Source organism: Erwinia sp. 1181_3 (assembly GCF_052824965.1).
This window is the reverse complement of the sequence record NZ_VTDE01000002.1, coordinates 684,417-709,192: the sequence shown is the minus strand read 5'-3', so window position 1 is coordinate 709,192 and position 24,776 is coordinate 684,417. Positions and strand designations below refer to the sequence as shown.

The window sequence follows — 24,776 nt, the reverse complement described above, 5'->3', positions numbered from 1 at the left end:
CAGGGCAGACCGTCTGTTTTGGTCCGCCCTGAGCCACGGATACCCTCATTCCAGGCATCTCAATGATGGTGATGTGTGCTGTGGTTCTCCTGAACCCCGTGCAGGCCACAGTCGTCATCTTCACAGCGCTGATACTCCATCTGTACCGTTGCATGCGCAATATGATAGTGCTGACGCAGATAATCCTGAATGCAGTGCAGCAGAGCATCATGATCCCGCGGGGGAATCACCTGGACATGCAGCATAATCACCGGTTTCTCCCCCACCTGCCATAAATGCACATGGTGCACGTGACGGACTTCAGGAATGCTGCGGACCAGGGCGCGTTGCAGCTTATCCACGTCAATATCCCGTGGTGCACCTTCCAGCAATTCGCGACCGCTCTCTTTCATCAACGCCCAGCCGCTGCGCAGTACCAGTAACGACACCAGAACCGATAAAATAGGGTCGATGGGCGTCCAGCCGGTGAGCATGATGATCAGTGCAGCAACAATGGCACCGACTGAGCCAAGCAGATCGCCAAGGACATGCAGTGCTGCGGCCCGTACATTCAGGTTCTTCTCTTCACTGCCGCTGCGCAGCAGCCAGAGCGACAGCAGGTTCGCCAGCAGCCCGCCGATAGCAATGATCAGCATCATACCTCCTGCAATCGGCTGCGGTTGCCGGAAACGCACCAGCGCTTCCCAGACAATCAGGGCAGTAATGACCAGCAGGGCGATCGCATTCACAAAGGCGGCAAGCGTGGTTAAACGCAACAGACCAAATGAGTGCTGTGCCGTCGGTTTGCGCCGGGAAAACTGGGTAGCGAGCAGCGCCAATAGCAGTGCAGCGGCATCGGTGAGCATGTGTCCGGCATCGGCCAGCAGCGCCAGCGAGCCTGAGATCAGTCCACCCGCGACTTCCGCCGCCATAAAAATGGCGGTGACGGCGAAAGCGGCCAGCAGACGGGATCGGTTGGTGTCGGTTTCACCGTGGTTGTGAGCCATAAGATTCCAGTTGAGTTAATAACTTATCGCTTAATGATATCAATAAAGTTAGCGCAGATTTAGGGGGCTGATGGTTTTTTGCCGACTGAATGATCTGCTGGCAAAGTCGTTCCCCTTCGCTATAACCCAGCAGCAGCCAACTTCCCTTCATCCGGTGAGCAGCGCTCTCAAGTGCAGGCCAGGCCTCAGCGGCAATGGCTTGATTCATCGCCTCGACATCGCGCGCTAATGTCTCACTCAGTGTCTGGCAGAGGCGCTGAAAATAGTGCACGTCATTGTGGGCAAGCTGGTTCAGACGTTGGGTGATATCCGCAAACAGGTCCGGTGCATCGGCCTGCAACAGCGTAGCGATATCCGCAAGAGACACGGGCTTGAGCAGCAGATGATCGGCAACCTGCTGTGCCTGCGGATGGTTAAGAATATGCGCATCAGCCGAACAGAGCACAATGCGCGTACGGTGCGGCTGATGGCGTTCGCGGCGGCGCAGGATTTTTGCCAGCGTCAGGCCATCCGGATGAGGCATGCTGAAGTCGATAAACAGCAAATCCCATTGCGCCTGTTTTGCGGCATCCAGCAGTGCGCGTCCATTGCCGAAGGTGTCAGCCTGAATGCCACAGTGTGCCAGCTGCTGCTGCATCACCAGTAGGTTAGTGGGATGATCATCGATAATTGCCGCCCGTAAATGGTGGGTCATCGCCGCAACAGGACCCGCCTGTGACGCTACAGGCTGCGGTGGATTGATCACCTGCCACGGCAGCGTGACACTGACACAGGTGCCTTCGCCAGGTGCCGATTGCAGGTCAATGGTCCCGCCCATGCGACTCACAATTTCACGGCAGATAGAGAGCCCCAGCCCGCTGCCCTGCACTGACAGTTGGCGGCCGGAAGGCGTCTGATACCAGGGTTCAAACAGCCGTTGCTGTTCAGCCAGAGGAATGCCGCTGCCGGTATCAGTGACCCGCAGACAGAGGCGGGGCGGATCCTCCAGCGCGGCCAGCGTCAGATGGATCTCGCCTTGCGGGGTAAACTTAATGGCATTCCCCATAAGATTATTGGCGATCTGTTGCAGACGCTCACCATCAATCAGCACCCAGTCGGGCAGGGTCGTCAATGCACTGACGTTCAGCTGCGGTCCATTACGGCGAATAAGAGGGGGATAAAAAACGGCCAGATGCTTCAGCCAGCTTTCCGGTTCCAGCGGGCGCGGCACCAGGTTGAAGCTGTTGCTCTCTACTCTGGCATGATCCTGGAGATCATTGAGCAGCGTCAGCAGGCTGGCAGCGCTGCTGTAGATCAACGATAAATTATGGCGCTGAGGTTGTTGTACCAGCTCCAGTTCAAGCAGTCCCAGCACTGCCTGCATTGGCGTGCGCAGCTCGTGGCTGACGGTGGCCAGGAACTGGCTTTTCATGCGGTTTTCCCGAAGAGCCACTTCGCGCTCCTGTTCCAGCCGTTGCCGCTGCTGACGTTCACGACGCTGGTCAAGATAGCGTCTCAGCAGCAGGATCAGCAGGAAGACAATGGCAAACAGCGCCGCCACCAGCACGAACAGCGATATGGGTCGCATGGCTCCCTGATGACCGTCATCAACACTTTCCGGTGTGCTGCCCCAGTTTTCCCGCAGCCGCTGCCAGCTTTCCGCCGGGATCTGTTGCAGGCTATTGTTCAGTAATGCCCGCAGTAGCGGCTGGTCAGGGGCAATGCCCAGGGTAATGGGCCAGGCGGTATCACTGGCAGTAAACGCCAGTTGCAGCGTATTGACATAACGGCTTTGGATACGCCAGCGAGCCGACAGCACATTGTCCACCAGTGCATCAATCTGACCGCTGGCCAGCGCGTCATACAGGCGGGTTGTGTCATCGAACACCTGAGGCTCGGTGCCCGCAGGCAACAGGCGGGAAGCAATATCGCCACGCTTTACCCCGATGCGCTTGCCATTAAGATCTGCCCAACTGCTGATGCTCTGTTCCGATGGGCGAACGTAAACGCCCCATAGCGCTCGCCAGACGGGCTGCGTATTATTCAGCATGGCGTCATTGCCGGTCAGGGGTAACGTCAATTGGATCAGGGCACGACCCTGCGTCACCAGCGTACCCGCCTGCTGAGCATTGCTGACCCAGTAAGGCTGGAAGCGCAACCCGGTGAGCTGGCCAATGCTGTTGAGCAGATCCACACTGTAACCGGCGGGCTGACCGCTGGCATTGCGGTAGCTCCACGGATAATCATCACTGACGGCGGCATAAATAATCATCGGATGTTCGGCGATCCAGCTGCGTTCCATCGGAGTGAGCCGGGCGGTATTACTGTCCTGATAGCGCGGCAGTGCGCTACTCCAGCGTGCCTGGATGCCGTTGACTACCTCCATAGGGAGCTGACGAATGGCATCGTCCAACTGCTGCGTCAGTGCCGGACTCCGGGTTACTGCTCTGATTTGCAACATACCCGGATCAAGGGGCGAGGCCAGTTGGTAAATTTCACCCTGCTGTAACTGACCAAGCAGGAAACCTGCGCTGGTTTCATCCGCGACCACATAATCACTGTGCTGATTCAACAGACCTGAGAGTGCCTGAACATCGCTGTCAACGATCTGCCAGCGATGCTGTTGGACAAAGGCGGGATTGACGCGTGCCAACGTATCACGGCTGACGCTGATGCGTGCTTCGCTGGAATTAAACATCACCGGACGCAGATTGTTGCGATTACGATAGATGCGCAGTGGGCTGCTAAACCAGGGCTGTGTGGCGCTGATGCCGGGGGGCAAAGGGTGCTGAGGCACGCCGAACAGCACGTCCACTTTCCTCTGCTGTAAGGCTTCCAGCATATCGGGCAGGCGATTAAAGCCCTGTACGTTCATACTCAGGCCGCTGGTTTGCTGTAACGCCACCAGATAGTCTGCATTAATGCCGTAAAGATCGTTGCCCACCACCATATTCCACGGAGAACTGCCGCCAACCAGCACACCAATGCGCAGGTTTTTTAACGATTCTGACGCAGGCGAGGCCAGCGGCATCATCTCCTGTGGCAGGGCAATACTGCTGATGGGCCGCAGACTGGCGCTGACGCTACTGACGAACAGCAGCAGGATAAGCAACAGTGGTCTGGCTATCACTGGCGCGACTGCCACAGCTGTGCCAGTTCAACCACCGACTGTGCCCCGGTTTTATCCATAATATTCTTTTTATGCGTGCTGACCGTTTTATTGCTGATATGCAACTGTTCGGCAATTTGCAGATTGGACTGACCCCGTGCCAGCAGAGCAAGGATCTGCAACTCTTTAGCGGTGAGCTGTTCATGCAGCGTTTCATCCTGCTGCTGGGCAGGGAAAGCCCGTTGTCCCCCCAGCACGGCGAGTACGGCCGATAACAGCTGGCTTAAAGGCTGGCGTTTTGCCACAAAACCCGATGCCCCAGCCGCTTCTGCCAGACGCGGCCAGACACGCTCTTCCTGCGCTGAGTAGATCACCACGGGCAGTGAGGGGGCAAGCCGTTTGATACGTTTAAGCAGTTGCAGACCGTCGCTGTCAGGCAGACCAATATCGAGTATCACCAGGCTGACACGCTGACTGTCGAGTAACGCCAGTGCATCCTGCTGATTTTCAGCAGACAATAAAGTCAGAGGGAATGGCGCATGAACCAGAGCGGCTTCCAGTGCAACCTGCACCAGCGGGTGATCGTCAATCAGCAGCAACGTGGCCATGAAAAAGTCCGAAGTGAAACAGGGGATTCAGGATAGCTGATGGGATGGCCGAAGAAAACGAGAAAGAAAAAAGGAGAGCACCCGCTCTCCTTTAATGAATCTGACGTTATAACAGATTACTGACTGGTACCATCGGTTTTGGTATCAGCTTCATTACCGACTTTTTTGTTGATGTCGGGGCATTTGCCATCTTTACATTGGGTATTTTTATTCACTTCATCCGCACTCATGCCTTTATGGTGCTTCATATCTTTGTGCGTACCCGTACCGTCAGTGTTAATTTTACTGTTATCAACGTTATTTGGGGCAATTTTTTCATTAGAACCTGGGGCCACTGCACCGGCATCTGCGGCTGCATTCGCTGAACCGTTATTATCGGCAGCCATTGCCGCACCGCTGCCCAGGGTCATTGCTGCTGTCAGAAATACGATTGCAAACTTATTCATCATTATGCTCCGTTAATTATTGAATGTTGCCTGACTCATTAACTCGATTCGATGAGTTACGCGATTTCATTATCTTCAGAATAAAATCCTGTAAAAAGGTCAGGGTGAAATCGTAAGTGGTACAAATGCGTTTAATGCAAGAGTTAACGAGTAAAAGTGTAGTTCACGACAGGGATAAATCAAATCTGAGTGTGGGTTAACCAATGTAATGCGATTTACAGGGCTGGGGAGTCGCGATAGATTGGAGGCGATGCGCCTGGTGTGCAGTACGGCAATGAAATAACATGGAAATATTATGAATTATCAGAACGATGACTTAAGAATCAAAGAGATAAAAGAACTTTTACCTCCGGTTGCGTTATTTGAAAAATTCCCTGCCACGGACAAAGCGGCCAGCACCGTTTCCCAGGCCCGTCAGGCCATTCATCATATTCTGAAAAAACAGGATGACCGTCTGTTAGTGGTGATTGGTCCCTGCTCGATTCACGATACGGCGGCGGCCAAAGAGTACGCCTCCCGCCTGCTATTGCTGCGTGAAGAGTTGAAAGACTCGCTGGAAGTCGTGATGCGCGTCTACTTTGAAAAACCGCGCACCACGGTGGGCTGGAAAGGGCTGATCAACGATCCCCATATGGATGGCAGCTTCCAGATCAACGATGGCCTGCGAATCGCACGTCAGCTGCTGCTGGAGATCAACGACAGCGGCCTGCCAGCGGCGGGGGAATTCCTCGATATGATCACCCCGCAGTATGTCGCCGACCTGATGAGCTGGGGCGCCATTGGCGCACGTACTACCGAGTCTCAGGTGCACCGTGAACTCTCGTCCGGCCTTTCCTGCCCGGTAGGATTCAAAAATGGTACTGACGGCACCATCAAGGTCGCCATTGACGCCATCGGCGCAGCCAGCGCCCCTCACTGCTTCCTTTCGGTGACCAAATACGGGCATTCGGCGATTGTTGAGACCGCCGGTAACGAAGACTGCCATATTATCCTGCGTGGCGGCAAAGAGCCTAATTACAGTGCTCACCACGTCAGCGCCGTAAAATCCGGCCTGGAAAAAGCCGGTCTGGATCCACAGATAATGATCGACTTCAGCCATGCCAACAGCAGCAAGCAGTTTAAAAAGCAGCTGGAGGTGTCAACGGATGTGGCACAGCAGATTGCGGGCGGCGATCGCGCAATCATTGGTGTGATGATCGAAAGCCATCTGGTTGAAGGAAATCAGAGCCTGGAGAGCGGTGAGCCGCTGGTCTATGGCAAAAGTGTCACCGATGCCTGTATTGGCTGGGAAGATACTGAAACCGTGCTGCGTCAACTGGCGGATGCGGTGAAAACACGTCGCGGTTAATCCGTTAACGTACATAAAAAAACCCGCCGTCTGGCGGGTTTTTTTATATCAGCGAATCCTCTATTGCTAAAGGATTACTTCGCTTTACCCTGGTTAGCAACGGCAGCGGCTTTCGCAGCAATCTCGTCAGCATCACCCAGGTAGTAATGTTTAATAGGTTTGAAGTTTTCATCGAACTCATACACCAATGGCACGCCAGTTGGGATATTCAGTTCCAGGATCTCTTCTTCGCTCATGTTGTCCAGGTATTTCACCAGCGCACGCAGGGAGTTACCGTGGGCGGCGATAATCACTTTCTCACCGCTTTTCATGCGTGGCAGAATAGATTCATTCCAGTAAGGCAGCACGCGATCGATGGTCAGCGCCAGGCTCTCGGTGGTTGGCAGCTGTTCAGCGGTCAGTGATGCATAACGTGGGTCGTGGCCAGGGAAACGCTCATCCGCACGATCCAGTTCTGGTGGGGTCACGGCAAAACCACGACGCCATTGCTTAACCTGCTCATCACCGTACTTGTTCGCGGTTTCAGCTTTATCCAGACCCTGCAGCGCACCATAGTGACGCTCGTTCAGGCGCCAGGATTTCTCCACTGGCAGCCACACCTGGTCCACTTCATCCAGGATGTTCCACAGCGTGTGGATGGCACGTTTCAGCACAGAAGTGTAAGCGAAATCGAAGGTGAAGCCTTCTTTCTTCAGCAGCTGACCAGCAGCTTTCGCTTCGGTGCGGCCTTTGTCTGACAGATCAACGTCATACCAACCGGTGAAACGGTTTTCATTGTTCCACTGGCTTTCGCCGTGACGTACCAGAACCAGCTTAGTTACAGCCATAGCTTAACTCCTTAATAACTTTACGTTTCTATGATAATGGTGACCGGTAAACTGCCGGAGACGACAACGCGGCAATTTTAATGTGCATTACCATAGCTGAATTCTGCGCAGCGCGTAAGTCCGTAACGCTCGCGATGCGCGATTTTCATGCGCTTTATCAAACCGCAGTCAGTTGATAACGCGTTATCGACTGATACGATTCACCTGGTTGCAGCCAGCAGTTGGGCTGTGGCCACTCAGGGTGGTTAGGCGAGTCGGGTAGGAACTCGCTCTCCAGCGCAATACCCTGGAAAGCAGTATAGACGCCCTGTTCGCGCGCCGGAGTACCTTCCAGATAATTCCCGCTATAAAGCTGTAATGCCGGGGCACTGGTAAAGACGTTAAGTTGCAGTTTGCCATCGGCAGACCACAACGTGGCAGCGGGCTGTGCCGCGCTGTTATTTAACAAATAGGCGTGATCGTAGCCTTTTACCGCGCGCTGATCGGCATCACTGAGGAAATCCTGTGCAACCGATTTTGCCTGGCGGAAATCAAAACTGGTCCCTGCCACGGCTTTCAGTGGGGCATTGGGGATCCCTTCGCTATCCACCGGCAGATAATGATCGGCATTCAGGTACAGGCGATGCTGACGTGCATCACCGTGTTCCGCATCCAGATTGAAATAGGCATGATTCGTCAGGTTAACCGGGCAGGCTTTATCCACGGTAGCGTCATACTGAATCGACAGCGTGTTGTCATCATCCAGATGGTAGCGCAGCGATACCAGTAGCGTGCCTGGGAATCCCTGATCGCCATCGGGAGAGTCCAGGCGATATTCCACTTCGCTGTCGCTTTGACAGACAATCTGCCAGCGACGGTTGTGGAAGCCCTCCGGGCCTCCGTGCAACTGATGCGCACCCTGATTGGCAGTGAGTGCGATGCGCTGGCCGTCATGCTGCAACTGTGCGTGGGCAATGCGGTTGGCATAGCGGCCTACGGTCGCACCTAAGTAAGCGCTCTGTGCCAGATAGTCTGACGGCGTGGCGCAGCCGAGCAGCGCCTCACGAACGTGACCATCGCCCATCGGGACCCGGGCAGAGAGCCAGGTGGCACCCCAGTCCATAAATGTCGCGACCATCCCATTGCGATTGCGCAGGGTAGTGATGCGCCACGGTTGCCCATCGGGCGCGTGAGAATTTGGGGTTAACATTCGCCGGCTCCTGCTGAGGCTTTGCAGACGTAGAAGGTCTCTTTAATGCCAGATTTTACTTCGTACTGTTCTGCTACGGCGGCTTTGACCTCGTCCACCAGATCGAACGGCATCAGCGCTACGATGCAACCCCCGAAACCACCGCCGGTCATGCGCACGCCGCCGCGATCGCCGAGCGTGGCTTTGACAATCTCAACCAACTGGTCGATCGGCGGTACGGTGATTTCGAAGTCATCACGCATTGAGGCGTGCGACTCGGCCATCAGCACGCCCATGCGGGCCAGATCGCCGCGCGCCAGGACATCGGCGGCTTCAAGGGTACGAGCGTTTTCCGTCAGAACATGACGAACACGTTTGGCCACCAGCGGATCAAGCTGATCCTGCTGCGCGGTAAACTGGCTCAGTTCCACATCACGCAGTGAGGTTTCGCCGAAGAATTGTGCTCCGGCTTCACACTGCTGGCGGCGCGTATTGTATTCACTGCCTACCAGGCTGCGGCGGAAGTTGGAGTTGATAATGACCACCGCGATATCGGATGGCATCGGCACCGGGCGCGTGCCCAGCGTGCGGCAATCGAGCAGCATGGCGTGATCTTTCTCACCCAATGCCGAGATCAGTTGATCCATAATGCCGCAGTTACAGCCGACAAACTGATTCTCAGCTTCCTGTCCGTTTACCGCAATGGCGGCACCGTCCAGAGGCAGTTCATACAGATGCTGGAACACGGTACCGACGGCCACTTCCAGCGAGGCTGAGGAACTTAATCCGGCACCCTGTGGCACATTGCCGCTGATCACCATATCGGCACCGGCAAAATCGGGTGCACGCTTCAGCAGGTGTTTTACCACGCCGCGTACATAGTTAGACCACATCTGATCCGGGTGGCTGACGATCGCTTCATCCAGCGAGAAAATGTCCTGCTGATTGTCATAGTCGGCGGCAATCACCCGCACCTGACGGTCGCTGCGTTTTGCACAGGCGATAACAGTCTGGTAGTCAATGGCACAGGGCAGCACAAAACCGTCGTTGTAGTCGGTATGCTCACCGATCAGGTTGACGCGGCCCGGTGCCTGAAGGGTATGGGTTGGCGCGTAGCCGAACACGGTACTGAAAATCTGTTGGGTAGCGGTCTGTAAGCTCATGATTATTCCGCCTCACGGAAATGAATATCGCTGACGGCGCGCAGACGTTCTGCTGCCTGCTCGGCCGTTAAGTCACGTTGGGTTTCAGCCAGCATTTCATAGCCGACCATAAATTTACGCACCGAGGCTGAACGCAGCAGCGGTGGATAGAAATGTGCATGTAGCTGCCAGTGGTCATTGGCATCGTCATTAAACGGCGCGCCATGCCAGCCCATGGAATAGGGGAAAGAGCACTGGAACAGATTGTCATAGCGACTGGTGAGCTTTTTCAGCGCCAGCGCCAGATCGCTGCGTTGTGCCTCGCTCAAGTCGGGCAGGCGCTTCACGTGGGCTTTCGGCAGCAGCAGTGTTTCAAACGGCCATGCCGCCCACCACGGCACCACGGCCAGCCAGTGCTCCGTTTCCACTACGGTACGACTGCCATCGTTCAGCTCGCGAGCCGTGTAATCAACCAGCATCGGGGAGGCATGTTTCGCAAGATACGCGCGTTGCAGATCGTCTTCACGCTTCGCTTCATTCGGCAGAAAACTGTTGGCCCAGATCTGGCCATGCGGATGCGGGTTAGAGCAGCCCATTGCGGCGCCTTTGTTCTCGAACACCTGTACCCAGGGATAGTGCTGGCCCAGATCCGCCGTTTGTTCCTGCCAGGTTTTTACGACATCGACCAGGCCTGCCAGCGTCAGTTCGGGCAGCGTTTTGCTGTGGTCCGGAGAGAAGCAGATCACCCGGCTGGTGCCGCGTGCGCTCTCGCAACGCATCAGGATGTCGTCGCTCTCTGGCGCATCCGGGGTGTCGGTCATCAACGCAGCGAAGTCGTTAGTGAAAACGTACGTGCTGGTGTAATCGGGATTTTTATCCCCGGTCACACGGGTATTTCCCGGGCAAAGGAAGCAATCGGGATCGTGTGCAGGCAGTTTTTCCTGCGACGGTGTTTCCTGTGCACCCTGCCATGGTCGTTTGGCACGGTGAGGGGAAACCAGAATCCACTGATCGGACAGCGGGTTATAACGTCGATGAGGGTGATCGACCGGATTAAATTTCTGCATGTTGTGTCCTGATAACCGGGTTTATGCATTTCTGAACTGCAAAGAAAAATAGCACAATCTACGCGCTGAAAGCGTGATCGAGTTTGTATAAATGGAATCGTTTACACAAGCTGAAAAATCCGAAGTATCAATAAAAATAGTGCGGGCTTGGAGAGTTATCAGGCAGGGTGGGGTGAATAATGGTAGCGGTTACACCAAAAAAGCAACGGTCAGGTTGCCACGAACTGCAGGGGTCGATCGTTTTTTCCGATCGACCCGAAAGGTCAGAGTGACAACGCGTCCTGCGTGTAACGATATCCCTCGCCATCAGCGACAAAGCTCAGACGATGAGTAATGCACTGCGGAGCATCCTCCGCATGGTGCGAGACAAACAGCAGTTGGGTACGGCCTTCTCCAATCAGCACATCAACGAAGCGGCGCACCAGCAGGCGATTTATCGGGTCCAGGCCTTGCAGAGGTTCATCGAGGATGAGCAGCGCCGGATGTTTCACCAGCGCCCGGGCGATCAATACCAGCCGTTGCTGACCCCAGGAGAGATCGTGGAAAGGGGAATCCGCCACGGCTCCGCTCATGCCCAGCAGCGCCAGCCACTGTTTTGCCAGCGCCTGCTGACGGTCGGACACCGCCTGATAAATCCCGATGGAGTCAAAGTAGCCGGAAATCACCACATTGCGCACGCTGCTGCTGACACGATAGTCGAGATGCAGACTGCTGCTGACATAACCAATATGCTGTTTGATATCCCAGATAGTTTCCCCGCTGCCACGGCGGCGGCCAAACAGCGTCAGATCGTTGCTGTAGCCCTGCGGGTGATCGCCTGTCACCAGGCTGAGCAGTGTCGATTTTCCGGCACCGTTAGGGCCGGTGATCTGCCAGTGCTGGCCACGTTCCACCTGCCAGCTGAGAGAATGCAGGATGGGACGGTCGTTGTAAGACACCACGCCATCGCGCAGCGTAATCAGCGGTGCGTCCTCCGCCAGTAATGGGATCGCGCTGGCATCATCGGCTTCCGGCAGTGTCATGCCCGCCAGCTGTTCACTGTGCGCCAGCTGCGCCACCAGCGCTTCCGCCAGGATCGCCTGCCGTTCACCGGTGTGGGTCAGGGTGCATTCAGCCAGCACGCCCACCCGATCGATGAAATCAGGAATATCATCAAAACGGTTAAGCACCAGCACCACCGTTAATCCCTGCTGTTGCAGGTTGCCGAGGACATCGGCAAGGTTGGCGCGTGACGCCACATCTAAACCGTCAAACGGTTCATCGAGGATCAGCAGATCGGGCTGCGCCATCAATGCCTGACAGAGCAGCGTTTTGCGGGTTTCCCCGGTCGAGAGATACTTAAAACGGCGTGTCAGCAGGTGCTCAATACCAAACTGAGCAGCCAGTTGCTGGCAGCGAACGTTATCGCGTACCGCTTCCTGAATAATTTCACTGGCAGTGAGGCCGGTATCGTCTTCATCAGCACTCAGCAAATCGGTGTTATTACGCTGCCATTCATCGGCTACCAGTTTTTGTAACTGCTCCAGCGATAAACGGGTGGGGCGTTGAAACTGGCTGGTCACGCTGCCTTTCGAGGGCGGCAGTTCACCTGAGAGGGCGCGGGCCAGTGAGGACTTACCGCTACCGTTAGCGCCGACAAACGCCCAGCTTTCACCGGCCGTCAGGGTCAGGTCGTTGAGGTTAAGTACCCGGGTATCGTTCAGACGGAAGATACCCTGGCGAATCTGCAATACTGGCATTCTCGTTTCCCTTTTCGATTCACAGTAACGTCGCGATGATGACGCGGTCGGCATTAAAACTGGCGGTCACAGTGGCGCCCGGTTCGATTTTTTGCTGCACAATATGCAGATTATCCACGGTCGCGCACAGGATTTCACCGCCTCCCACGGCAATCAACACCTCGCTGTGGGTTTCCCCCTGCTCAATCTGACTCACGGTTCCGGCCAGCTGATTATCCGCCTGGGTGGGAGCGCGAGTCACCTCAATCCACGGCGCTTTAATCAGCACCAGCACCTCTTTGCCGTGGGTCAGTTGCAGACGATTGGCACTTACTTCCGTCAGGGCGACCTGGATTTGTGTCTGCCCGTCGGCCAGTTGCACTCTTATATGCTGCTGCACCGGACGCTCATCGCGGGCGATAAGCGTGCCGAAAAGCTGATTGCGTGCGCTGGTTTGCAGTGAAAAGCGCGCAATGGCACCTAACAGACTGCCTGGCAGTGCGTCATCCTGCAAGACATCAAACGCTTTTTGCTGAATCTGCTCCAGCAGGGCATACAGTTGCAGCAGGCGCTCGCCGTAGGCGGTGACCACGGCACCGCCGCCGCCTTTTCCTCCGGTGGCGCGATCCACCAGCGTCCGGTCGGCCAGCTGATTCATTTCGTTAATCGCATCCCAGGCACTTTTATAGCTGATGCCCGCAAGTTTGGCACCCTGGCTGATCGAGCCACTCTCTTTCACCTGGCGCAGCAGTTCAATACGGCGTGGGTCGGCAAACAGCCGTTGTTGCAGTTTCAGGATCAGGGAAATATCGGCCTGCATAGGAACTCCGGAAGGGGGCAAGATAAAGGGTCTGGGTTGATTCTATCAGTGCGCGGCAAATAAATTGCGCACGAAGGCACAAAAGGTCAGTGCTTTCTTAACCATGCCCGCTACAATGCTTCTTTTATCCCGTAAGATGAGGTTTCCATGCTGGAGTTACTGAAAGGCCTTGCCGTTGCCATTATCATGGTGCCAATCGTCATGGCGATTATCCTCGGTCTGATTTGGGGTCTGGGCGAAGTATTCAACGTTATTTCCAAAATTGGTCACCGCAAAGACCAGCCAGCGAAAAAAAACCAGATTACCCAGTAAATCTCTCCTGTTTCTGATCGGCGCCCGGCTCTGCCGGGCGTTGTCGTTTCTGCCCCACTAAACTTCTCGCCTCAGATGCCGATAATTACGGTTACAGATCCCAGTGCATCGTTATATTATTCAGTACATAACGAACCCACTGGAGAGAAAACATGTCTGTAAAATGGAATCACTGGCTGGCCGCCGCCGCCGTCAGCCTGAGCGTTGGTGGCCATGCCATCGCGGCAGAAAACGTGACTGTATTTGCGGCAGCTTCACTGACCAATGCGCTGCAGGATATTGCCAGCGAGTATGAGAAGGGCAAGGACGTGAAAATCGTCTCTTCGTTTGCCTCCTCATCAACGCTGGCTCGCCAGATTGAGCAGGGTGCGCCGGCCGATCTGTTTATCTCTGCCGATCAGCAGTGGATGGACTATGCCAGCGAGAAGAAAACGATCGATAATGGCAGTCGTGTGACCCTGTTGGGTAACGACCTGGTGCTGGTGGCCCCAACGGCCAGTCAGCCACAGCCGGTGAACATCAGTAAAACAACCGACTGGAAAAGCCTGCTAAAAGGTCAGCGTCTGGCCGTCGGGGACCCGGACCATGTTCCTGCGGGAATTTATGCCAAAGAAGCGTTGCAAAACCTGGGCGCATGGGAGCAACTTTCCCCGCTAATGGCGCGCAGTAACAGCGTGCGTGCGGCGCTGGCGCTGGTGGAGCGTAATGAAACCCCTTACGGAATTGTTTACGGCTCTGACGCCATAGCCAGTAAGAAAGTCACCGTGGTCGGCATCTTCCCGAAAGAGAGCCATAAACCGGTTGAGTATCCGTTGGCGATCGTCACCGACCATAACAATGCCCGTGTGAAGGCGTTTTATGACTATCTGAAAGGGCCGGAAGCGGCGGTTGTGTTCAAAAAGTACGGGTTCGCGCCATTATAATTGCAGGTTAAAAAGATAAATTAACCAAAATATTTTAAGCTGCAGCAAGGCGGCAAGTGAGTGAATCCCCAGGAGCTGACTAAAGTCAGTGACTGGGGTGAGGGAGTGCAGCCAACACTGCTGCAGGTTAAAAGATAAAGGTTAAAACGATGTTTTTAAGCGATCCTGAATGGCAGGCCGTAGCGCTGAGTCTTAAAGTTTCTCTGGTCGCAGTCGCCTGTAGTCTGCCTTTTGGGATCCTGATGGCATGGCTACTGGTGCGCCGTCAGTTCCCCGGAAAAACCCTGCTCGACAGCATTATCCATCTACCGCTGGTGCTGCCACCGGTGGTGGTGGGCTATTTGCTGCTGCTGGGATTCGGGCGTCGCGGCTTTATTGGCGAGTATCTTTATGACTGGTTCGGCTTCAGTTTTGCCTTTAGCTGGCGCGGTGCCGCACTGGCCTCAGCGGTGATTGCTTTTCCGCTGATGGTGCGCGCTATCCGTCTGGCGCTGGAGGCCGTGGATACCAAACTCGAACAGGCAGCACGTACCCTCGGGGCCGGGCGCTGGCGGGTCTTTTTCACCATTACCCTGCCGCTTACGCTGCCGGGTATTATTGCCGGTACGGTGCTGGGTTTTGCCCGATCGCTGGGCGAGTTTGGCGCCACCATTACGTTTGTTTCCAATATTCCGGGCGAAACCCGTACGCTGCCTTCTGCCATGTATACCCTGATTGAAACGCCGGGGGCCGAAGGGGCGACAGCGCGCCTGTGCGTGATCGCCATCCTGCTGGCGCTGGTTTCCCTGCTCCTTTCCGAATGGCTGACCCGTTGGGGTCGTAAGCGTTTAGGGCTCTGATGCTGATCCTCGATTTTACTCAACAGCAGGGCGACCACACCCTGACGGTAAAGGCCAGTCTGCCTGCCAGCGGTGTCACGGCCATTTTTGGCGTATCCGGTGCGGGAAAAACCTCACTAATCAATGCCATTGGCGGGCTAACCGTACCGCAGCAGGGCAGCATTACGCTGAACGATCGGGTGCTGAGTGATACGGCCACCGGCATCTGGTTACCGCCGGAGCAGCGGCGTATTGGTTATGTCTTTCAGGATGCCCGCCTGTTCCCGCACTACCGGGTGCGCGGTAATCTGGAATACGGCATGGTAAAAAGCATGCGCCCGCAGTTCGATGCACTGGTCAAACTGCTGGGGCTTGAATCCCTGCTCGATCGTTTTCCGTGGTCATTATCCGGTGGTGAGAAACAGCGCGTTGCCATTGGCCGGGCGCTGCTGACCGCCCCGGACATGTTGCTGATGGATGAACCCCTGGCGTCCCTCGACTTACCGCGTAAGCGCGAACTGCTGGCCTGGCTGCAAACGCTGGCGCGCCAGGTTTCTACGCCAATCCTCTATGTCAGCCACAGCCTGGATGAACTGCTGCATCTGGCCGATAACGTCATGGTGCTCGATCAGGGGAAGGTAAAAGCGTTTGGTGCACTGGAGAGAGTCTGGGCCAGCAGCGCCATGCGTCCGTGGCTGCCAAGAAGTGATCAGAGCAGCATTCTGCGCGTGCAGGTGCTGGAACAGCATCCGCATTATCAGATGACGGCGCTGTCGCTGGGCGATCAGCATATCTGGGTGAATCGGGTGGATTCCCCGGCGGGCACGCCGTTACGTATCCGTATTCAGGCCGCCGATGTATCGCTGGTGCTCAAGCCACCGGTGAACAGCAGCATCCGCAACGTCATCCCGGCGCAGGTGGCTGAACTGCTGGAGATTGATAACCAGGTGGAAGTGAAGCTGCTGGTGGGGCAAAGCGAGCTATGGGCGCGTATCACGCCCTGGGCTCGCGATGAACTGATGATAAAACCGAATATGTGGTTGTTTGCTCAAATCAAAAGCGTGTCGATCACCACCTGATTACAGCACTTCCTGATAGAGAGTGTCGGCAATCCCGGTTTCCAGATTGGTGCCAATCACGCGTTTTGCCCGCGCTTTAATGGCTTCGTCGGCGTTGCCCATGGCCACGCCTAACCCCACGGTTTCCAGCATACTGAGGTCGTTATAATTATCGCCAAAGGCGATCACGTCACTCATCTGGTAACCGTTGGCGGCCACCCATTGCGCCAGTCGTTTACCCTTGCTGTTGCCCGCTTTGGCGATATCCACCTGATCATGCCATGACCATTCACAGGCCAGGCCCATCTCGGCTTCGACCTTTTCAGCGAACTGTTGCAGCGCTGTGGTGTCTGCATGAGACAGGGCAAATTTCCAGATCGACTGCGCATTTCTTGCCGCATCTGCCAGGCTATTGACCTGCAAGAATGTCGGACGCTGGGCTTCAGGCAGTGACAGCCCCCAGTTAATGGTGCGCGTCACATGGCCGGTTTCTGTCTGGTACAGCATCGCATCATCGACGTAAAGCAGACCGTGGATCCCCGCGGTGTCGAGCATCTCAATCACACGCAGCGCCTGTTCTTTGGGCAACGGGTCACTTTGCAAGACTGTTTTTGCCTGATAATCATACAAATAAGTGCCATTGCAGCAGATTGCAGGTGTATCCAGCGCCAGTGCCTGATAAAAAGGATGGATGGCCACATGATGGCGACCCGTCACGATCAGGATTTTTATGCCGGCCTGTTGCGCCTTTTTGAGCGCTTCCAGTGATTCTGGCAGTATGGTTTTGGAAGGGGTTAACAGCGTGCCGTCCAGATCGAGGGCGATGATGCGATAGCTCATAACAGTTCCCGTGGCTCAAAAGAAGTCAATAAGTGTACACCTTGTGACGCCAGCCACAAAACTGGCGGCACAGAGAGAAAGCATCATCCGAAGATGAAGAGAAAAGCCACTTACCGATTTCCCGTTCAGAACAAGGAGCATTCATGAAACAAGTTGTTTATACCGCCAGCCCAGAGAGCCATCAGATCCACGCCTGGCAGCTGAATGATGACGGCGCACTGACGTTGTTGCAGGTGGTTGATGCCCCAGGCCAGGTGCAGCCGATGGTGGTCAGCCCGGACAAAAAGTTTCTTTATGTCGGCGTGCGCCCGGATTTCCGTGTGGTCGCCTATCGTATTGATGCCGAAGGTAAACTGAAAGAAGCGGGCCATGCACCGCTCACAGGCAGCCCGACGCATATCTCTACCGACCGCCAGGGGCACTTCATTTTCGTCGGCTCTTATAACGATGCTTTCGTCAGCGTCAGCCCGATTGGCGCTGATGGCCTGCCGGGTGCGCCAACGCAGATTGTAAACGGTCTGGAAGGTTGCCATTCGGCCAATATCGATCTGACCAATCAGACGCTGTTTGTTCCGGCACTGAAGCAGGACCGTATCGCTTTGTTCAACCTGTCTGACAGCGGCGAACTGACGCCGCGAGCGCAGTCTGAGCTGAACACCACCAAAGGGGCCGGTCCGCGCCATATGGTGTTCCACCCTAACCAGCGTTACGCCTACTGCGTGAATGAACTGGACAGCACGGTTGACGTCTGGGATATCAGTAAAGATGAAGTGGAGAAAGTACAGAGCCTGGATATGATGCCGGAAGGTTTCAGCGATACCCGCTGGGCGGCCGATATTCATATCACGCCGGATGGCCGTCATCTGTACAGTTGCGACCGTACCGCCAGCATTATTACCGCGTTCAGCATCAGCACCGAGGGCGCAACCCTGACCGTTGAAGGCCATCAGCCTACGGAAACGCAGCCACGTGGTTTCAACATCGACCATAGCGGCCAGTACCTGGTGGCAGCAGGGCAGAAGTCGCACCATATCGAAGTGTATAAAATCACAGCCGACCGTGGCCTGTTACAACCGCTGGCACGCTATGCGGTAGGGCAGGGACCAATGTGGGTGGTGGTTCACCAGCTGGATTAATCGCGTTAATTTTTCAGTCAGTAAATATCAAGGGTCGGCCATATTCTGGCTGGCCTTTTTTATTGGTCTGAGAGAGATAACATGAAGCATTATTAAAGATGATTGATTACCGCTTAGCGTAACGGACTCAGATAATAATGAAGAGGGTTGAGTCAAAATAACCATAACGAAAAGTAGCATATTTTTTTCCAATCGTATTTTTACCATTTCTCAATAATTATGATCTATGCTGCACTTTTGGTTTTTATCCTCATATTAATTAGGATGTACTGACTGCGACCGATAAATTACGTTGTCGGCAACTGAATGACACTTTCTCTGATGCCGCATGAGAACTGACAGGAAGTCAGCGTCAGGATGACTATTTTTAAAAACAAGGAATGTTTTCAATGTCCGCATTATCTTTTCCCTGTAACATTTTTACCACCCAGCAACGTATGGATGACTTCGGCGCCAATGACATGTGCTGCGGTGATTTAAGCGCGGAACAGCTGAAAAGAGATTTTGGCCTTGCAATTGTCTCTGACAGGGTTGATCCCTGGACGCTGGCACGAAAAAAGCACCAGCAAGTGCCCACTTATCCTGCATCCTCATCCGCCTGGAAGGCGGAGTCGATTAGCAAACAGGAGTGCATCAATATCCTGTTTGATGAGTTCCGTGAGTGCGCAAAATTATTCTCTTTTTACGGTCCCTATCGGGATAACATCATTGAGATGATCACCCATATGCAGCATAAGAAGGGTCTGGATTTTAGCAGTTCGAGGCTGGATTCGGCATTGAGAGTACAAATACTGACTGATCAATCAAACGAAAATAGTTCACGGTTGTTATTACAAAAAACGTTAATAAAAAATATTGATTGGGAAAATGGTTACTATCCTTCAAATGAGAAAAATGAACTTACAGATGCGATATTCAAAGGTAGACTTCCAAAGTTTGATCGCATTCAGGATCGGTTTAACGGTATGGGAATTAGCGTGCATGATACCTGGGCAACCCAGATCAGTATTAAGTCGCTAAGAATAGACGGCAATCGTTTTCGCGCTGTTGTGCATTATAAAATTCAGGACCATTTTGGCTTGGATAACCAGGATATCCAAAACTGGAAATACAGGAATTTCAATTTATTCCGTATCTGGTTTGTCCTTCAGCGTTACAGTAATTTTGCCTTTAAACCGTTTATGACCAATATGGAAGCTACCATTGAGATTACAGGTGAGCGTAATGTTAAATAGTTCTAAAAAAAGAAAGCTCATGGTTCTGATAATCATGATTATTGGTGGTTACATATTATGGTTATGGTGTCGTCCAGTAAAAATAATCGCCGTTCATCAGAGTGGTAGTTATAGCATCGTATTAGTAAAAAATTATCCGTTTACTGATGCAGGGAAAATGGAATGGTGGTTAAAAAATAAAGAAATGGTAAAGGAGACGTATAATATACCCAAGCTAGATAAGCAGGGACGATATCATGTAACATTGTGGGATTTTGACGAGGGATATAAAGAGTTGGATAAATACGATCGTCTTTGTTTTGAGGATATGAAACCACCCAAAAACTGTGTGGATAAAAATGCGATGATGACCGTTAGTCGCGATAAATACAACGTTACAGATTTCACACTTGATGATGGAGTTTACATCCTTCAGGACAATGGCCTCATCGTAAAAAGAAAATCGGATTAAGATAATGTTTTTAAAGTTGATTAAAAAAAGAGTGCTTATCCTACTGATGCGATAGATAGCGGAATACTGCCAAAATTTGATCGCATTAAGGATAGGTTCAACGGGATGGGAATTAGCGTGCATGATACCTGGGCCACCCAGATTACTATCAAATCCCTGAAGGTGGAAAATAATCGTTTTCGCGCTGTCGTATACTATAAAATCCAGGATCATTTTGGGCTGGATAATCTGGATATACAGAACTGGAAATTCAGGCAATTTAACCTGTTCCGTATCTGGTTTGTCCTTCAACGTTACAGTAAGTTTGCTTTTAAACCGTTTATGACGATTATGGAAGCTACCATTGAGATTACTGGTGAACGTCGTGTTAAATAGTTCTAAAAAAAGAAAGTTCATGATGCTGTTGGTCATAATCGTTGGTGGGTATTTATTATGGTTGTGGTATCGTCCAATGAAAGTCATAAACGTTCATCAGAGAGGTAGTTATAGTGTTATCTTGGTCAAGGACTATCCTTTCTCTGATAGGGAAAAAATGAAATGGTGGTTAAAAAATAAAGAGATGCTAAAGGTGAAGTATAATACTCCTAAACCCGATGAGGATGGGCGATATCGTGTGATACTGTGGGATTTTGATGAGGGTTATAAAGAAGAGGGTAAATATGATCGTCTGTGCTTTGATGATATGAAACCACCTATCAACTGCGTTGATAAGAATGCGATGATGATCATCCAACACAGTAAAGACAACATAACTCAAATTACCGTGGGTAACGAGTATTATATTCTTCAGGATAATGGTCAGTTCGTAAAAAGAAAACGGAATTGATGATGAGTTTCGGGAGTGATAGTAGACTCCCAAAGTTTGATCGCATTCAGGATCGGTTTAACGGTATGGGAATTAGCGTGCATGATACCTGGGCCACCCAGATAATTTTTAATTCGCTAAGAATAAACGGTAATCGTTTTCGCGCTGTTCTACATTATAAAATCCAGGACCATTTTGGGTTGGATAACCAGGATGTCCTGGATTGGAAGTTCAGGCAGCTTCGCTTGTTTCGTCTCTGGTTTGTCCTTCAGCGCTATAGCAAGTTTGCCTTTAAACCGTTTATGACCAATATGGAAGCTACCATTGAGATTACTGGTGAGCGTAATGTTAAATAGTTATAAAAAAAGAAAGTTCATGGTTCTGATAATCATGATTATTGGTGGTTATATATTATGGTTATGGTGTCGGCCAGTAAAGATTATCGCCGCTCATCAGAGTGATAGTTATAGCATCGTATTAATAAAAAATTATCCGTTTACTGATGCAGGAAAAATGGAATGGTGGTTAAAAAATAAAGAAATGGTAAAGGAGACGTATAATATACCCAAACTAGATAAGCAGGGGCGGTATCATGTAATACTGTGGGATTTTGATGACGGTTATAAGGAGTTGGATAAATACGATCGTCTTTGTTTTGAGGATATGAAACCACCAGTAAACTGCGTAGACAAAAACTCGCTCATGATAATCAGTCGCGATAAATATAATGTCACCAAGTTCATCGGTGATGATGGAGTTTACATCCTTCAGGACAATGGCCTCATCGTAAAAAGAAAATCGGATTAAAATAATGTTTTTAAAGTTGATTAAAAAAGAGTGCTTATCCTACTGATGGTTATTGTATTCGCTGGGGCTATATTATGGCTGTTGTGTCGGACAATGAAGATTGTCGCCGTTCATCAGGATGATAGTGTGAGAATAAAATCTAATTGAATGGAGGTTGTTGATTTTAATTAAAGAAGGAATGTTTTTTCTGTTGTCTATGGTTTTTATAGAGGTTTATTATAACTAGCTGTAATGGGCGAGGTGTTGACACCTCCTGTTACTATTCGTATTTTTACTATTTATCAATAACTATGATCTGTGCTGCACTTTTGGTTTTTATCATCATATTAATTTGGAAACACAGACGGTGATCGATAAATTACGTTGTCGGCAACTGAATGACACTTTCTCTGATGCCGCATGAGAACTGACAGAAAGTCAGCGTCAGGATGACTATTTTTCAACACAAGGAGCGTTTTCAATGTCGGCATTATCTTTCCCCTGCACCATTTTCACCACTAAGAAGCGCATGGATGACTTCGGCGCTAACGATATGTGCTGCGGTGATTTAAGCGCGGAACAGCTGAAAAGAGATTTTGGCCTTGCAACTGTCTCTGACAGGGTAGATCCCTGGACGCTGGCACGAAAAAAGCACCAGCAAGTGCCTACCACCTATCCTGCAGCCTCATCCGCCTGGAAGGCGGAGTCGATTAGCAAACAAGAGTGCATCAATATTCTGTTTGATGAGTTCCGTGAGTGCGCAAAATTATTCTCTTTTTACGGTCCCTATCGGGATAACATCATTGAGATGATCACCCATATGCAGCATAAAAAAGGTCTGGATTTTAGCAGTTCGAGGTTAGATTCGGCACTGAGGGAGCAAATATTGACTGATAGATCAGATAAATATAGTTCGAGATTATTATTACAAAAAACGTTAAGAGACAGAATTGACTGGGGTAATTGTCATTACCCTTTAAAATGGAAAAATGAACTTACTGAAGCTATAAACCGCAGCATACTTCCAAAATTCGACCGTATTGAGGATCGGGTAAATGGAATGGGAATTAGCGTGCATGATACTTGGGCTACACATATTACCATTAAATCTCTGAAGATAGAAAATGAACGTTTTCGCGCTGTTATACATTATAAAATTCAGGACCATTTTGGCTTGGATAACCAGGATGTCCAAAACTGGAAATACAGAAATTTCAATTTATTCCGTATCTGGTTTATCCTTCAACGTTACAGTAAGTTTGCTTTTAAACCGTTTATGACGAATATGGAAGCTACCATTGAGATTACAGGTGAGCGTAATGTTAAATAGCAAAAAAAAAATAAAGGCCATAATGCTGGTGATCATGGCTATTGGTGGCTATTTATTATGGTTATGGTCTCGGCCAGTGAAAATCATTGCCATTCATCAGAGCGGTAGTTACAGTGATGTTTTAGTTAAAGACTATCCTCTTACTGATACGGGAAAAATGGACTGGTGGTTGAAAAATAAAGAGGTATTAAAAGAGAAGTATAATATCCCTAAACCTGATGAGGATGGCGGATATCATGTTGTATTCTGGGATTTCGATAAAGGGTATAAAGAAGAGGGTAAGTATGACCGATTATGTTTTGAAGATATGCACCCACCGAAAAACTGTATTGATAAAAACAAACTGATTACGGTTGGTCGAAATAAATACAATGTAACAGATTTTACCGTAAGTGGTGGGGTTTACATCCTTCAGGATAATGGTCTGATCGTAAAAACAAAATCGGATTAAGGAAATATTGTTAACATTGACTAAGAAAAGAGTGCTTATCTTGGTGATAATGATGGTATTGGTTAGTTTTTTACTCTGGTTATCATTTCGTTCAGTGAAAGTCATCGCTGTCCATCAGGACGGTAACTATAGTGAGGTTTTAGTTAAAGACTATCCTTTTACAGATGAAGGAAAAATAAAATGGTGGTTAAAAAATAAAGCGATATTAAAAGAAAAATACAACATTCCCAGACCAAGTAAGGATGGGCGATATCATGTGATACTGTGGGATTTTGGCGATGGTTATAAAGAAGGAGATGGATATGATAGTCTATGTTTTGATGATATGCCTCCTCCCATCAACTGTATTGATAAGAACAAAGTGATAACAATTGGCCATAATATAAATAGCCCTGCAAGTTTCACCGTAAGTGGTGGGGTTTACATCCTTCAGGATAATGGTCTGATCGTAAAAAGAAAGCGCCAGGAGTAATCATATTGGCCAGGAGCATTGATTCTGTGGGGGATCATCTGGCAGGTCCGCTTACTCCTCATTAACTCTCTTTAAACTGCCTGTTAAGCCAGTCGGAAAACATCGTCATTGCCTCACTTTCTGGCTGGGACTGCAACCGTGTCAGCCAATAGCCTCCAAGGTGGATTTCAGCGTCAAAAGGGCGAACAATTTTCTCCGTTTGTAGCAGGTGATGAAAAATCTTAACTGGTGCCAGCGCAATGCCCGCTCCCAACAAGGCAGCCTCGATCATCGTCAGCGAAGAGTCGAAAATCATCACCGGATGTGAGGGAGAAGGTGGGAGTTCGTTAAGACTGTGCAACCAGTGGCTCCACTCGTCACGACGAAATGACCGCAACAGCGTAAATTTATGCACGTCCGCCGGTTGCTGTAACTGACGGGCTATCGTGGGATGACAGAGCGGTGAAAACGGGGCATCACAAATTAACGTCGCCTCGGTGCCGTGCCAGGCACCGCTACCGAAGCGGATGGTGTAATCGTGACCTTCGGCTGCGGGGTCAACCCGATTATTGTGTGTGGACAGTTGCAGCTCAATATGCGGATGACGGTGGTTGAAATCCTCCAGGCGCGGCAACAGCAAACCAGTAGCAAAGGAGCCAACCACCCCCACTTTTAATTTTTCGCGCATCTTACCCGCAGAGAAACGGTCCAGCGTATTGGCAATACGATCAAAAGATTCGTTTAAGACCGGTAACAAATTCTCGCCTTCCGTGGTCAGCATCAGACCGCGAGCAACACGGATAAATAACGAGCAACCCAACTGCTGCTCAAGCGACTTTACCTGCTGGCTCACGGCCGCATGCGTTACATTCAGTTCAACTGCTGCATTAGTAAAACTTAGATGGCGCGCAGCTGCTTCAAACGCTCTTAGCGCATTGAGAGGGATGTAAGGACGGGTCACG

General features: G+C 51.5%; 25 protein-coding genes and 2 pseudogenes. 15 read left to right on the top strand and 12 right to left on the bottom strand.

Annotated elements, in window-relative coordinates; genetic code table 11:
* Window positions 1-59: 59 nt before the first annotated feature.
* The 4 genes from zitB to FY046_RS07630 all read right to left on the bottom strand — a co-directional run bounded on the left by zitB (window position 60) and on the right by FY046_RS07630 (window position 5,131).
* Window positions 60-986, bottom strand: a complete 927-nt coding sequence (gene zitB, locus FY046_RS07645) for a CDF family zinc transporter ZitB (RefSeq protein WP_133841212.1) — start codon at window positions 984-986, stop codon at window positions 60-62.
* Window positions 967-4,110, bottom strand: a complete 3,144-nt coding sequence (locus FY046_RS07640) for an ATP-binding protein (RefSeq protein WP_421504842.1) — start codon at window positions 4,108-4,110, stop codon at window positions 967-969. The genes zitB and FY046_RS07640 overlap by 20 nt, the downstream gene beginning before the upstream one ends.
* On the bottom strand, window positions 4,092-4,682 hold the full coding sequence (locus tag FY046_RS07635; RefSeq protein ID WP_133841211.1) for a response regulator transcription factor: 591 nt from the start codon (window positions 4,680-4,682) through the stop codon (window positions 4,092-4,094). Before FY046_RS07635 ends, FY046_RS07640 begins: the two co-directional genes overlap by 19 nt.
* Window positions 4,683-4,798: 116 nt before the next feature.
* Window positions 4,799-5,131, bottom strand: a complete 333-nt coding sequence (locus FY046_RS07630) for a YbgS-like family protein (protein ID WP_133841210.1) — start codon at window positions 5,129-5,131, stop codon at window positions 4,799-4,801.
* A 292-nt stretch (window positions 5,132-5,423) separates the two neighbouring features.
* Here FY046_RS07630 and aroG point away from each other — a divergent pair, with 292 nt between their 5' ends.
* Window positions 5,424-6,476 carry a 3-deoxy-7-phosphoheptulonate synthase AroG gene (gene aroG, locus FY046_RS07625; protein ID WP_133841209.1) on the top strand — a complete coding sequence of 351 codons (1,053 nt, stop codon included), beginning with the start codon at window positions 5,424-5,426 and terminating at the stop codon, window positions 6,474-6,476.
* Window positions 6,477-6,550: 74 nt separating this feature from the next.
* Here the strand turns inward: aroG and gpmA are convergent, their stop codons facing one another.
* The 6 genes from gpmA to modE form a co-directional block, all read right to left on the bottom strand.
* Window positions 6,551-7,303, bottom strand: coding sequence for a 2,3-diphosphoglycerate-dependent phosphoglycerate mutase (gene gpmA, locus FY046_RS07620; RefSeq protein WP_012441996.1), 753 nt, complete (start codon window positions 7,301-7,303; stop codon window positions 6,551-6,553).
* Window positions 7,304-7,460: 157 nt separating this feature from the next.
* Window positions 7,461-8,492, bottom strand: a complete 1,032-nt coding sequence (gene galM / locus FY046_RS07615) for a galactose-1-epimerase (protein ID WP_159337426.1) — start codon at window positions 8,490-8,492, stop codon at window positions 7,461-7,463.
* Window positions 8,486-9,634: a galactokinase gene (galK, locus tag FY046_RS07610; protein WP_133841207.1), complete on the bottom strand. Its 1,149-nt coding sequence runs from the start codon at window positions 9,632-9,634 to the stop codon at window positions 8,486-8,488. The genes galM and galK overlap by 7 nt, the downstream gene beginning before the upstream one ends.
* 2 nt (window positions 9,635-9,636) lie before the next feature.
* On the bottom strand, window positions 9,637-10,680 hold the full coding sequence (gene galT, locus FY046_RS07605) for a galactose-1-phosphate uridylyltransferase (protein WP_133841206.1): 1,044 nt from the start codon (window positions 10,678-10,680) through the stop codon (window positions 9,637-9,639).
* A 263-nt stretch (window positions 10,681-10,943) separates the two neighbouring features.
* Complete coding sequence (modF, locus tag FY046_RS07600) at window positions 10,944-12,419, bottom strand: molybdate ABC transporter ATP-binding protein ModF (RefSeq protein WP_133841205.1); 1,476 nt, start codon at window positions 12,417-12,419, stop codon at window positions 10,944-10,946.
* A 19-nt stretch (window positions 12,420-12,438) separates the two neighbouring features.
* Window positions 12,439-13,218, bottom strand: coding sequence for a molybdenum-dependent transcriptional regulator (gene modE / locus FY046_RS07595; protein WP_133841204.1), 780 nt, complete (start codon window positions 13,216-13,218; stop codon window positions 12,439-12,441).
* 147 nt (window positions 13,219-13,365) lie between these two features.
* Between modE and FY046_RS07590 the strand changes: the two genes are divergently transcribed.
* The 4 genes from FY046_RS07590 to modC all read left to right on the top strand — a co-directional run bounded on the left by FY046_RS07590 (window position 13,366) and on the right by modC (window position 16,350).
* Window positions 13,366-13,530: an AcrZ family multidrug efflux pump-associated protein gene (locus FY046_RS07590; RefSeq protein WP_133841203.1), complete on the top strand. Its 165-nt coding sequence runs from the start codon at window positions 13,366-13,368 to the stop codon at window positions 13,528-13,530.
* A gap of 152 nt (window positions 13,531-13,682) precedes the next feature.
* Window positions 13,683-14,453, top strand: a complete 771-nt coding sequence (modA, locus tag FY046_RS07585) for a molybdate ABC transporter substrate-binding protein (protein WP_159337422.1) — start codon at window positions 13,683-13,685, stop codon at window positions 14,451-14,453.
* A 149-nt stretch (window positions 14,454-14,602) separates the two neighbouring features.
* Window positions 14,603-15,292 (top strand): molybdate ABC transporter permease subunit, encoded by a 690-nt coding sequence (modB, locus tag FY046_RS07580; RefSeq protein WP_133841201.1) that lies wholly within the window; start codon window positions 14,603-14,605, stop codon window positions 15,290-15,292.
* Window positions 15,292-16,350, top strand: coding sequence for a molybdenum ABC transporter ATP-binding protein ModC (gene modC, locus FY046_RS07575; RefSeq protein WP_133841200.1), 1,059 nt, complete (start codon window positions 15,292-15,294; stop codon window positions 16,348-16,350). The genes modB and modC overlap by 1 nt, the downstream gene beginning before the upstream one ends.
* Here the strand turns inward: modC and FY046_RS07570 are convergent, their stop codons facing one another.
* A complete protein-coding gene (locus tag FY046_RS07570; protein WP_133841199.1) occupies window positions 16,351-17,169 on the bottom strand; it encodes a pyridoxal phosphatase in 819 nt (272 codons plus the stop codon). It lies immediately after the preceding gene.
* Between the two features lie 143 nt (window positions 17,170-17,312).
* Between FY046_RS07570 and pgl the strand changes: the two genes are divergently transcribed.
* The 10 genes and pseudogenes from pgl (at window position 17,313) to FY046_RS07520 (ending at window position 23,835) form a co-directional block, all read left to right on the top strand.
* On the top strand, window positions 17,313-18,305 hold the full coding sequence (gene pgl, locus FY046_RS07565) for a 6-phosphogluconolactonase (RefSeq protein ID WP_446185930.1): 993 nt from the start codon (window positions 17,313-17,315) through the stop codon (window positions 18,303-18,305).
* Between the two features lie 389 nt (window positions 18,306-18,694).
* Window positions 18,695-19,540: a YPO3983 family protein gene (locus FY046_RS07560; protein ID WP_339505743.1), complete on the top strand. Its 846-nt coding sequence runs from the start codon at window positions 18,695-18,697 to the stop codon at window positions 19,538-19,540.
* Window positions 19,530-19,991, top strand: coding sequence for a DUF943 family protein (locus FY046_RS07555; RefSeq protein WP_339505744.1), 462 nt, complete (start codon window positions 19,530-19,532; stop codon window positions 19,989-19,991). Before FY046_RS07560 ends, FY046_RS07555 begins: the two co-directional genes overlap by 11 nt.
* A 45-nt stretch (window positions 19,992-20,036) precedes the next feature.
* Window positions 20,037-20,366, top strand: a pseudogene (locus FY046_RS07550) (YPO3983 family protein); the annotation flags it as partial.
* 19 nt (window positions 20,367-20,385) lie between these two features.
* A complete protein-coding gene (locus FY046_RS07545; protein ID WP_446185929.1) occupies window positions 20,386-20,817 on the top strand; it encodes a DUF943 family protein in 432 nt (143 codons plus the stop codon).
* A pseudogene (locus FY046_RS07540) lies at window positions 20,802-21,152 on the top strand (YPO3983 family protein); the annotation flags it as partial. The gene FY046_RS07545 and the pseudogene FY046_RS07540, both read left to right, overlap by 16 nt.
* On the top strand, window positions 21,142-21,603 hold the full coding sequence (locus tag FY046_RS07535; RefSeq protein ID WP_446185928.1) for a DUF943 family protein: 462 nt from the start codon (window positions 21,142-21,144) through the stop codon (window positions 21,601-21,603). The pseudogene FY046_RS07540 and the gene FY046_RS07535, both read left to right, overlap by 11 nt.
* A gap of 460 nt (window positions 21,604-22,063) precedes the next feature.
* Window positions 22,064-22,912 (top strand): YPO3983 family protein, encoded by an 849-nt coding sequence (locus FY046_RS07530; protein WP_446185927.1) that lies wholly within the window; start codon window positions 22,064-22,066, stop codon window positions 22,910-22,912.
* Entirely contained in the window at window positions 22,902-23,363 is a 462-nt protein-coding gene (locus FY046_RS07525; protein ID WP_446185926.1) for a DUF943 family protein, read from the top strand. The genes FY046_RS07530 and FY046_RS07525 overlap by 11 nt, the downstream gene beginning before the upstream one ends.
* A gap of 16 nt (window positions 23,364-23,379) precedes the next feature.
* Window positions 23,380-23,835, top strand: coding sequence for a DUF943 family protein (locus tag FY046_RS07520; RefSeq protein WP_446185925.1), 456 nt, complete (start codon window positions 23,380-23,382; stop codon window positions 23,833-23,835).
* Between the two features lie 61 nt (window positions 23,836-23,896).
* Here the strand turns inward: FY046_RS07520 and ampR are convergent, their stop codons facing one another.
* Window positions 23,897-24,775: a LysR family transcriptional regulator AmpR gene (gene ampR, locus FY046_RS07515; RefSeq protein ID WP_212815932.1), complete on the bottom strand. Its 879-nt coding sequence runs from the start codon at window positions 24,773-24,775 to the stop codon at window positions 23,897-23,899.
* Window position 24,776: the final 1 nt, after the last annotated feature.

Bases quoted from the DNA above. Each gene is read 5' to 3' on its own strand.
- FY046_RS07560 (WP_339505743.1), top strand. From the start codon at position 18,695: ATGTCCGCATTATCTTTTCCCTGTAACATTTTTACCACCCAGCAACGT.
- gpmA (WP_012441996.1), bottom strand. From the start codon at position 7,303: ATGGCTGTAACTAAGCTGGTTCTGGTACGTCACGGCGAAAGCCAGTGG.
- modC (WP_133841200.1), top strand. From the start codon at position 15,292: ATGCTGATCCTCGATTTTACTCAACAGCAGGGCGACCACACCCTGACG.
- modB (WP_133841201.1), top strand. From the start codon at position 14,603: ATGTTTTTAAGCGATCCTGAATGGCAGGCCGTAGCGCTGAGTCTTAAA.
- galT (WP_133841206.1), bottom strand. From the start codon at position 10,680: ATGCAGAAATTTAATCCGGTCGATCACCCTCATCGACGTTATAACCCG.
- FY046_RS07535 (WP_446185928.1), top strand. From the start codon at position 21,142: ATGTTAAATAGTTATAAAAAAAGAAAGTTCATGGTTCTGATAATCATG.
- FY046_RS07635 (WP_133841211.1), bottom strand. From the start codon at position 4,682: ATGGCCACGTTGCTGCTGATTGACGATCACCCGCTGGTGCAGGTTGCA.
- galM (WP_159337426.1), bottom strand. From the start codon at position 8,492: ATGTTAACCCCAAATTCTCACGCGCCCGATGGGCAACCGTGGCGCATC.
- FY046_RS07630 (WP_133841210.1), bottom strand. From the start codon at position 5,131: ATGATGAATAAGTTTGCAATCGTATTTCTGACAGCAGCAATGACCCTG.
- FY046_RS07570 (WP_133841199.1), bottom strand. From the start codon at position 17,169: ATGAGCTATCGCATCATCGCCCTCGATCTGGACGGCACGCTGTTAACC.
- FY046_RS07525 (WP_446185926.1), top strand. From the start codon at position 22,902: ATGTTAAATAGCAAAAAAAAAATAAAGGCCATAATGCTGGTGATCATG.
- modF (WP_133841205.1), bottom strand. From the start codon at position 12,419: ATGCCAGTATTGCAGATTCGCCAGGGTATCTTCCGTCTGAACGATACC.
- modA (WP_159337422.1), top strand. From the start codon at position 13,683: ATGTCTGTAAAATGGAATCACTGGCTGGCCGCCGCCGCCGTCAGCCTG.
- FY046_RS07545 (WP_446185929.1), top strand. From the start codon at position 20,386: ATGATGCTGTTGGTCATAATCGTTGGTGGGTATTTATTATGGTTGTGG.
- aroG (WP_133841209.1), top strand. From the start codon at position 5,424: ATGAATTATCAGAACGATGACTTAAGAATCAAAGAGATAAAAGAACTT.
- zitB (WP_133841212.1), bottom strand. From the start codon at position 986: ATGGCTCACAACCACGGTGAAACCGACACCAACCGATCCCGTCTGCTG.
- FY046_RS07555 (WP_339505744.1), top strand. From the start codon at position 19,530: ATGTTAAATAGTTCTAAAAAAAGAAAGCTCATGGTTCTGATAATCATG.
- galK (WP_133841207.1), bottom strand. From the start codon at position 9,634: ATGAGCTTACAGACCGCTACCCAACAGATTTTCAGTACCGTGTTCGGC.
- pgl (WP_446185930.1), top strand. From the start codon at position 17,313: ATGAAACAAGTTGTTTATACCGCCAGCCCAGAGAGCCATCAGATCCAC.
- modE (WP_133841204.1), bottom strand. From the start codon at position 13,218: ATGCAGGCCGATATTTCCCTGATCCTGAAACTGCAACAACGGCTGTTT.
- FY046_RS07590 (WP_133841203.1), top strand. From the start codon at position 13,366: ATGCTGGAGTTACTGAAAGGCCTTGCCGTTGCCATTATCATGGTGCCA.
- FY046_RS07530 (WP_446185927.1), top strand. From the start codon at position 22,064: ATGTCGGCATTATCTTTCCCCTGCACCATTTTCACCACTAAGAAGCGC.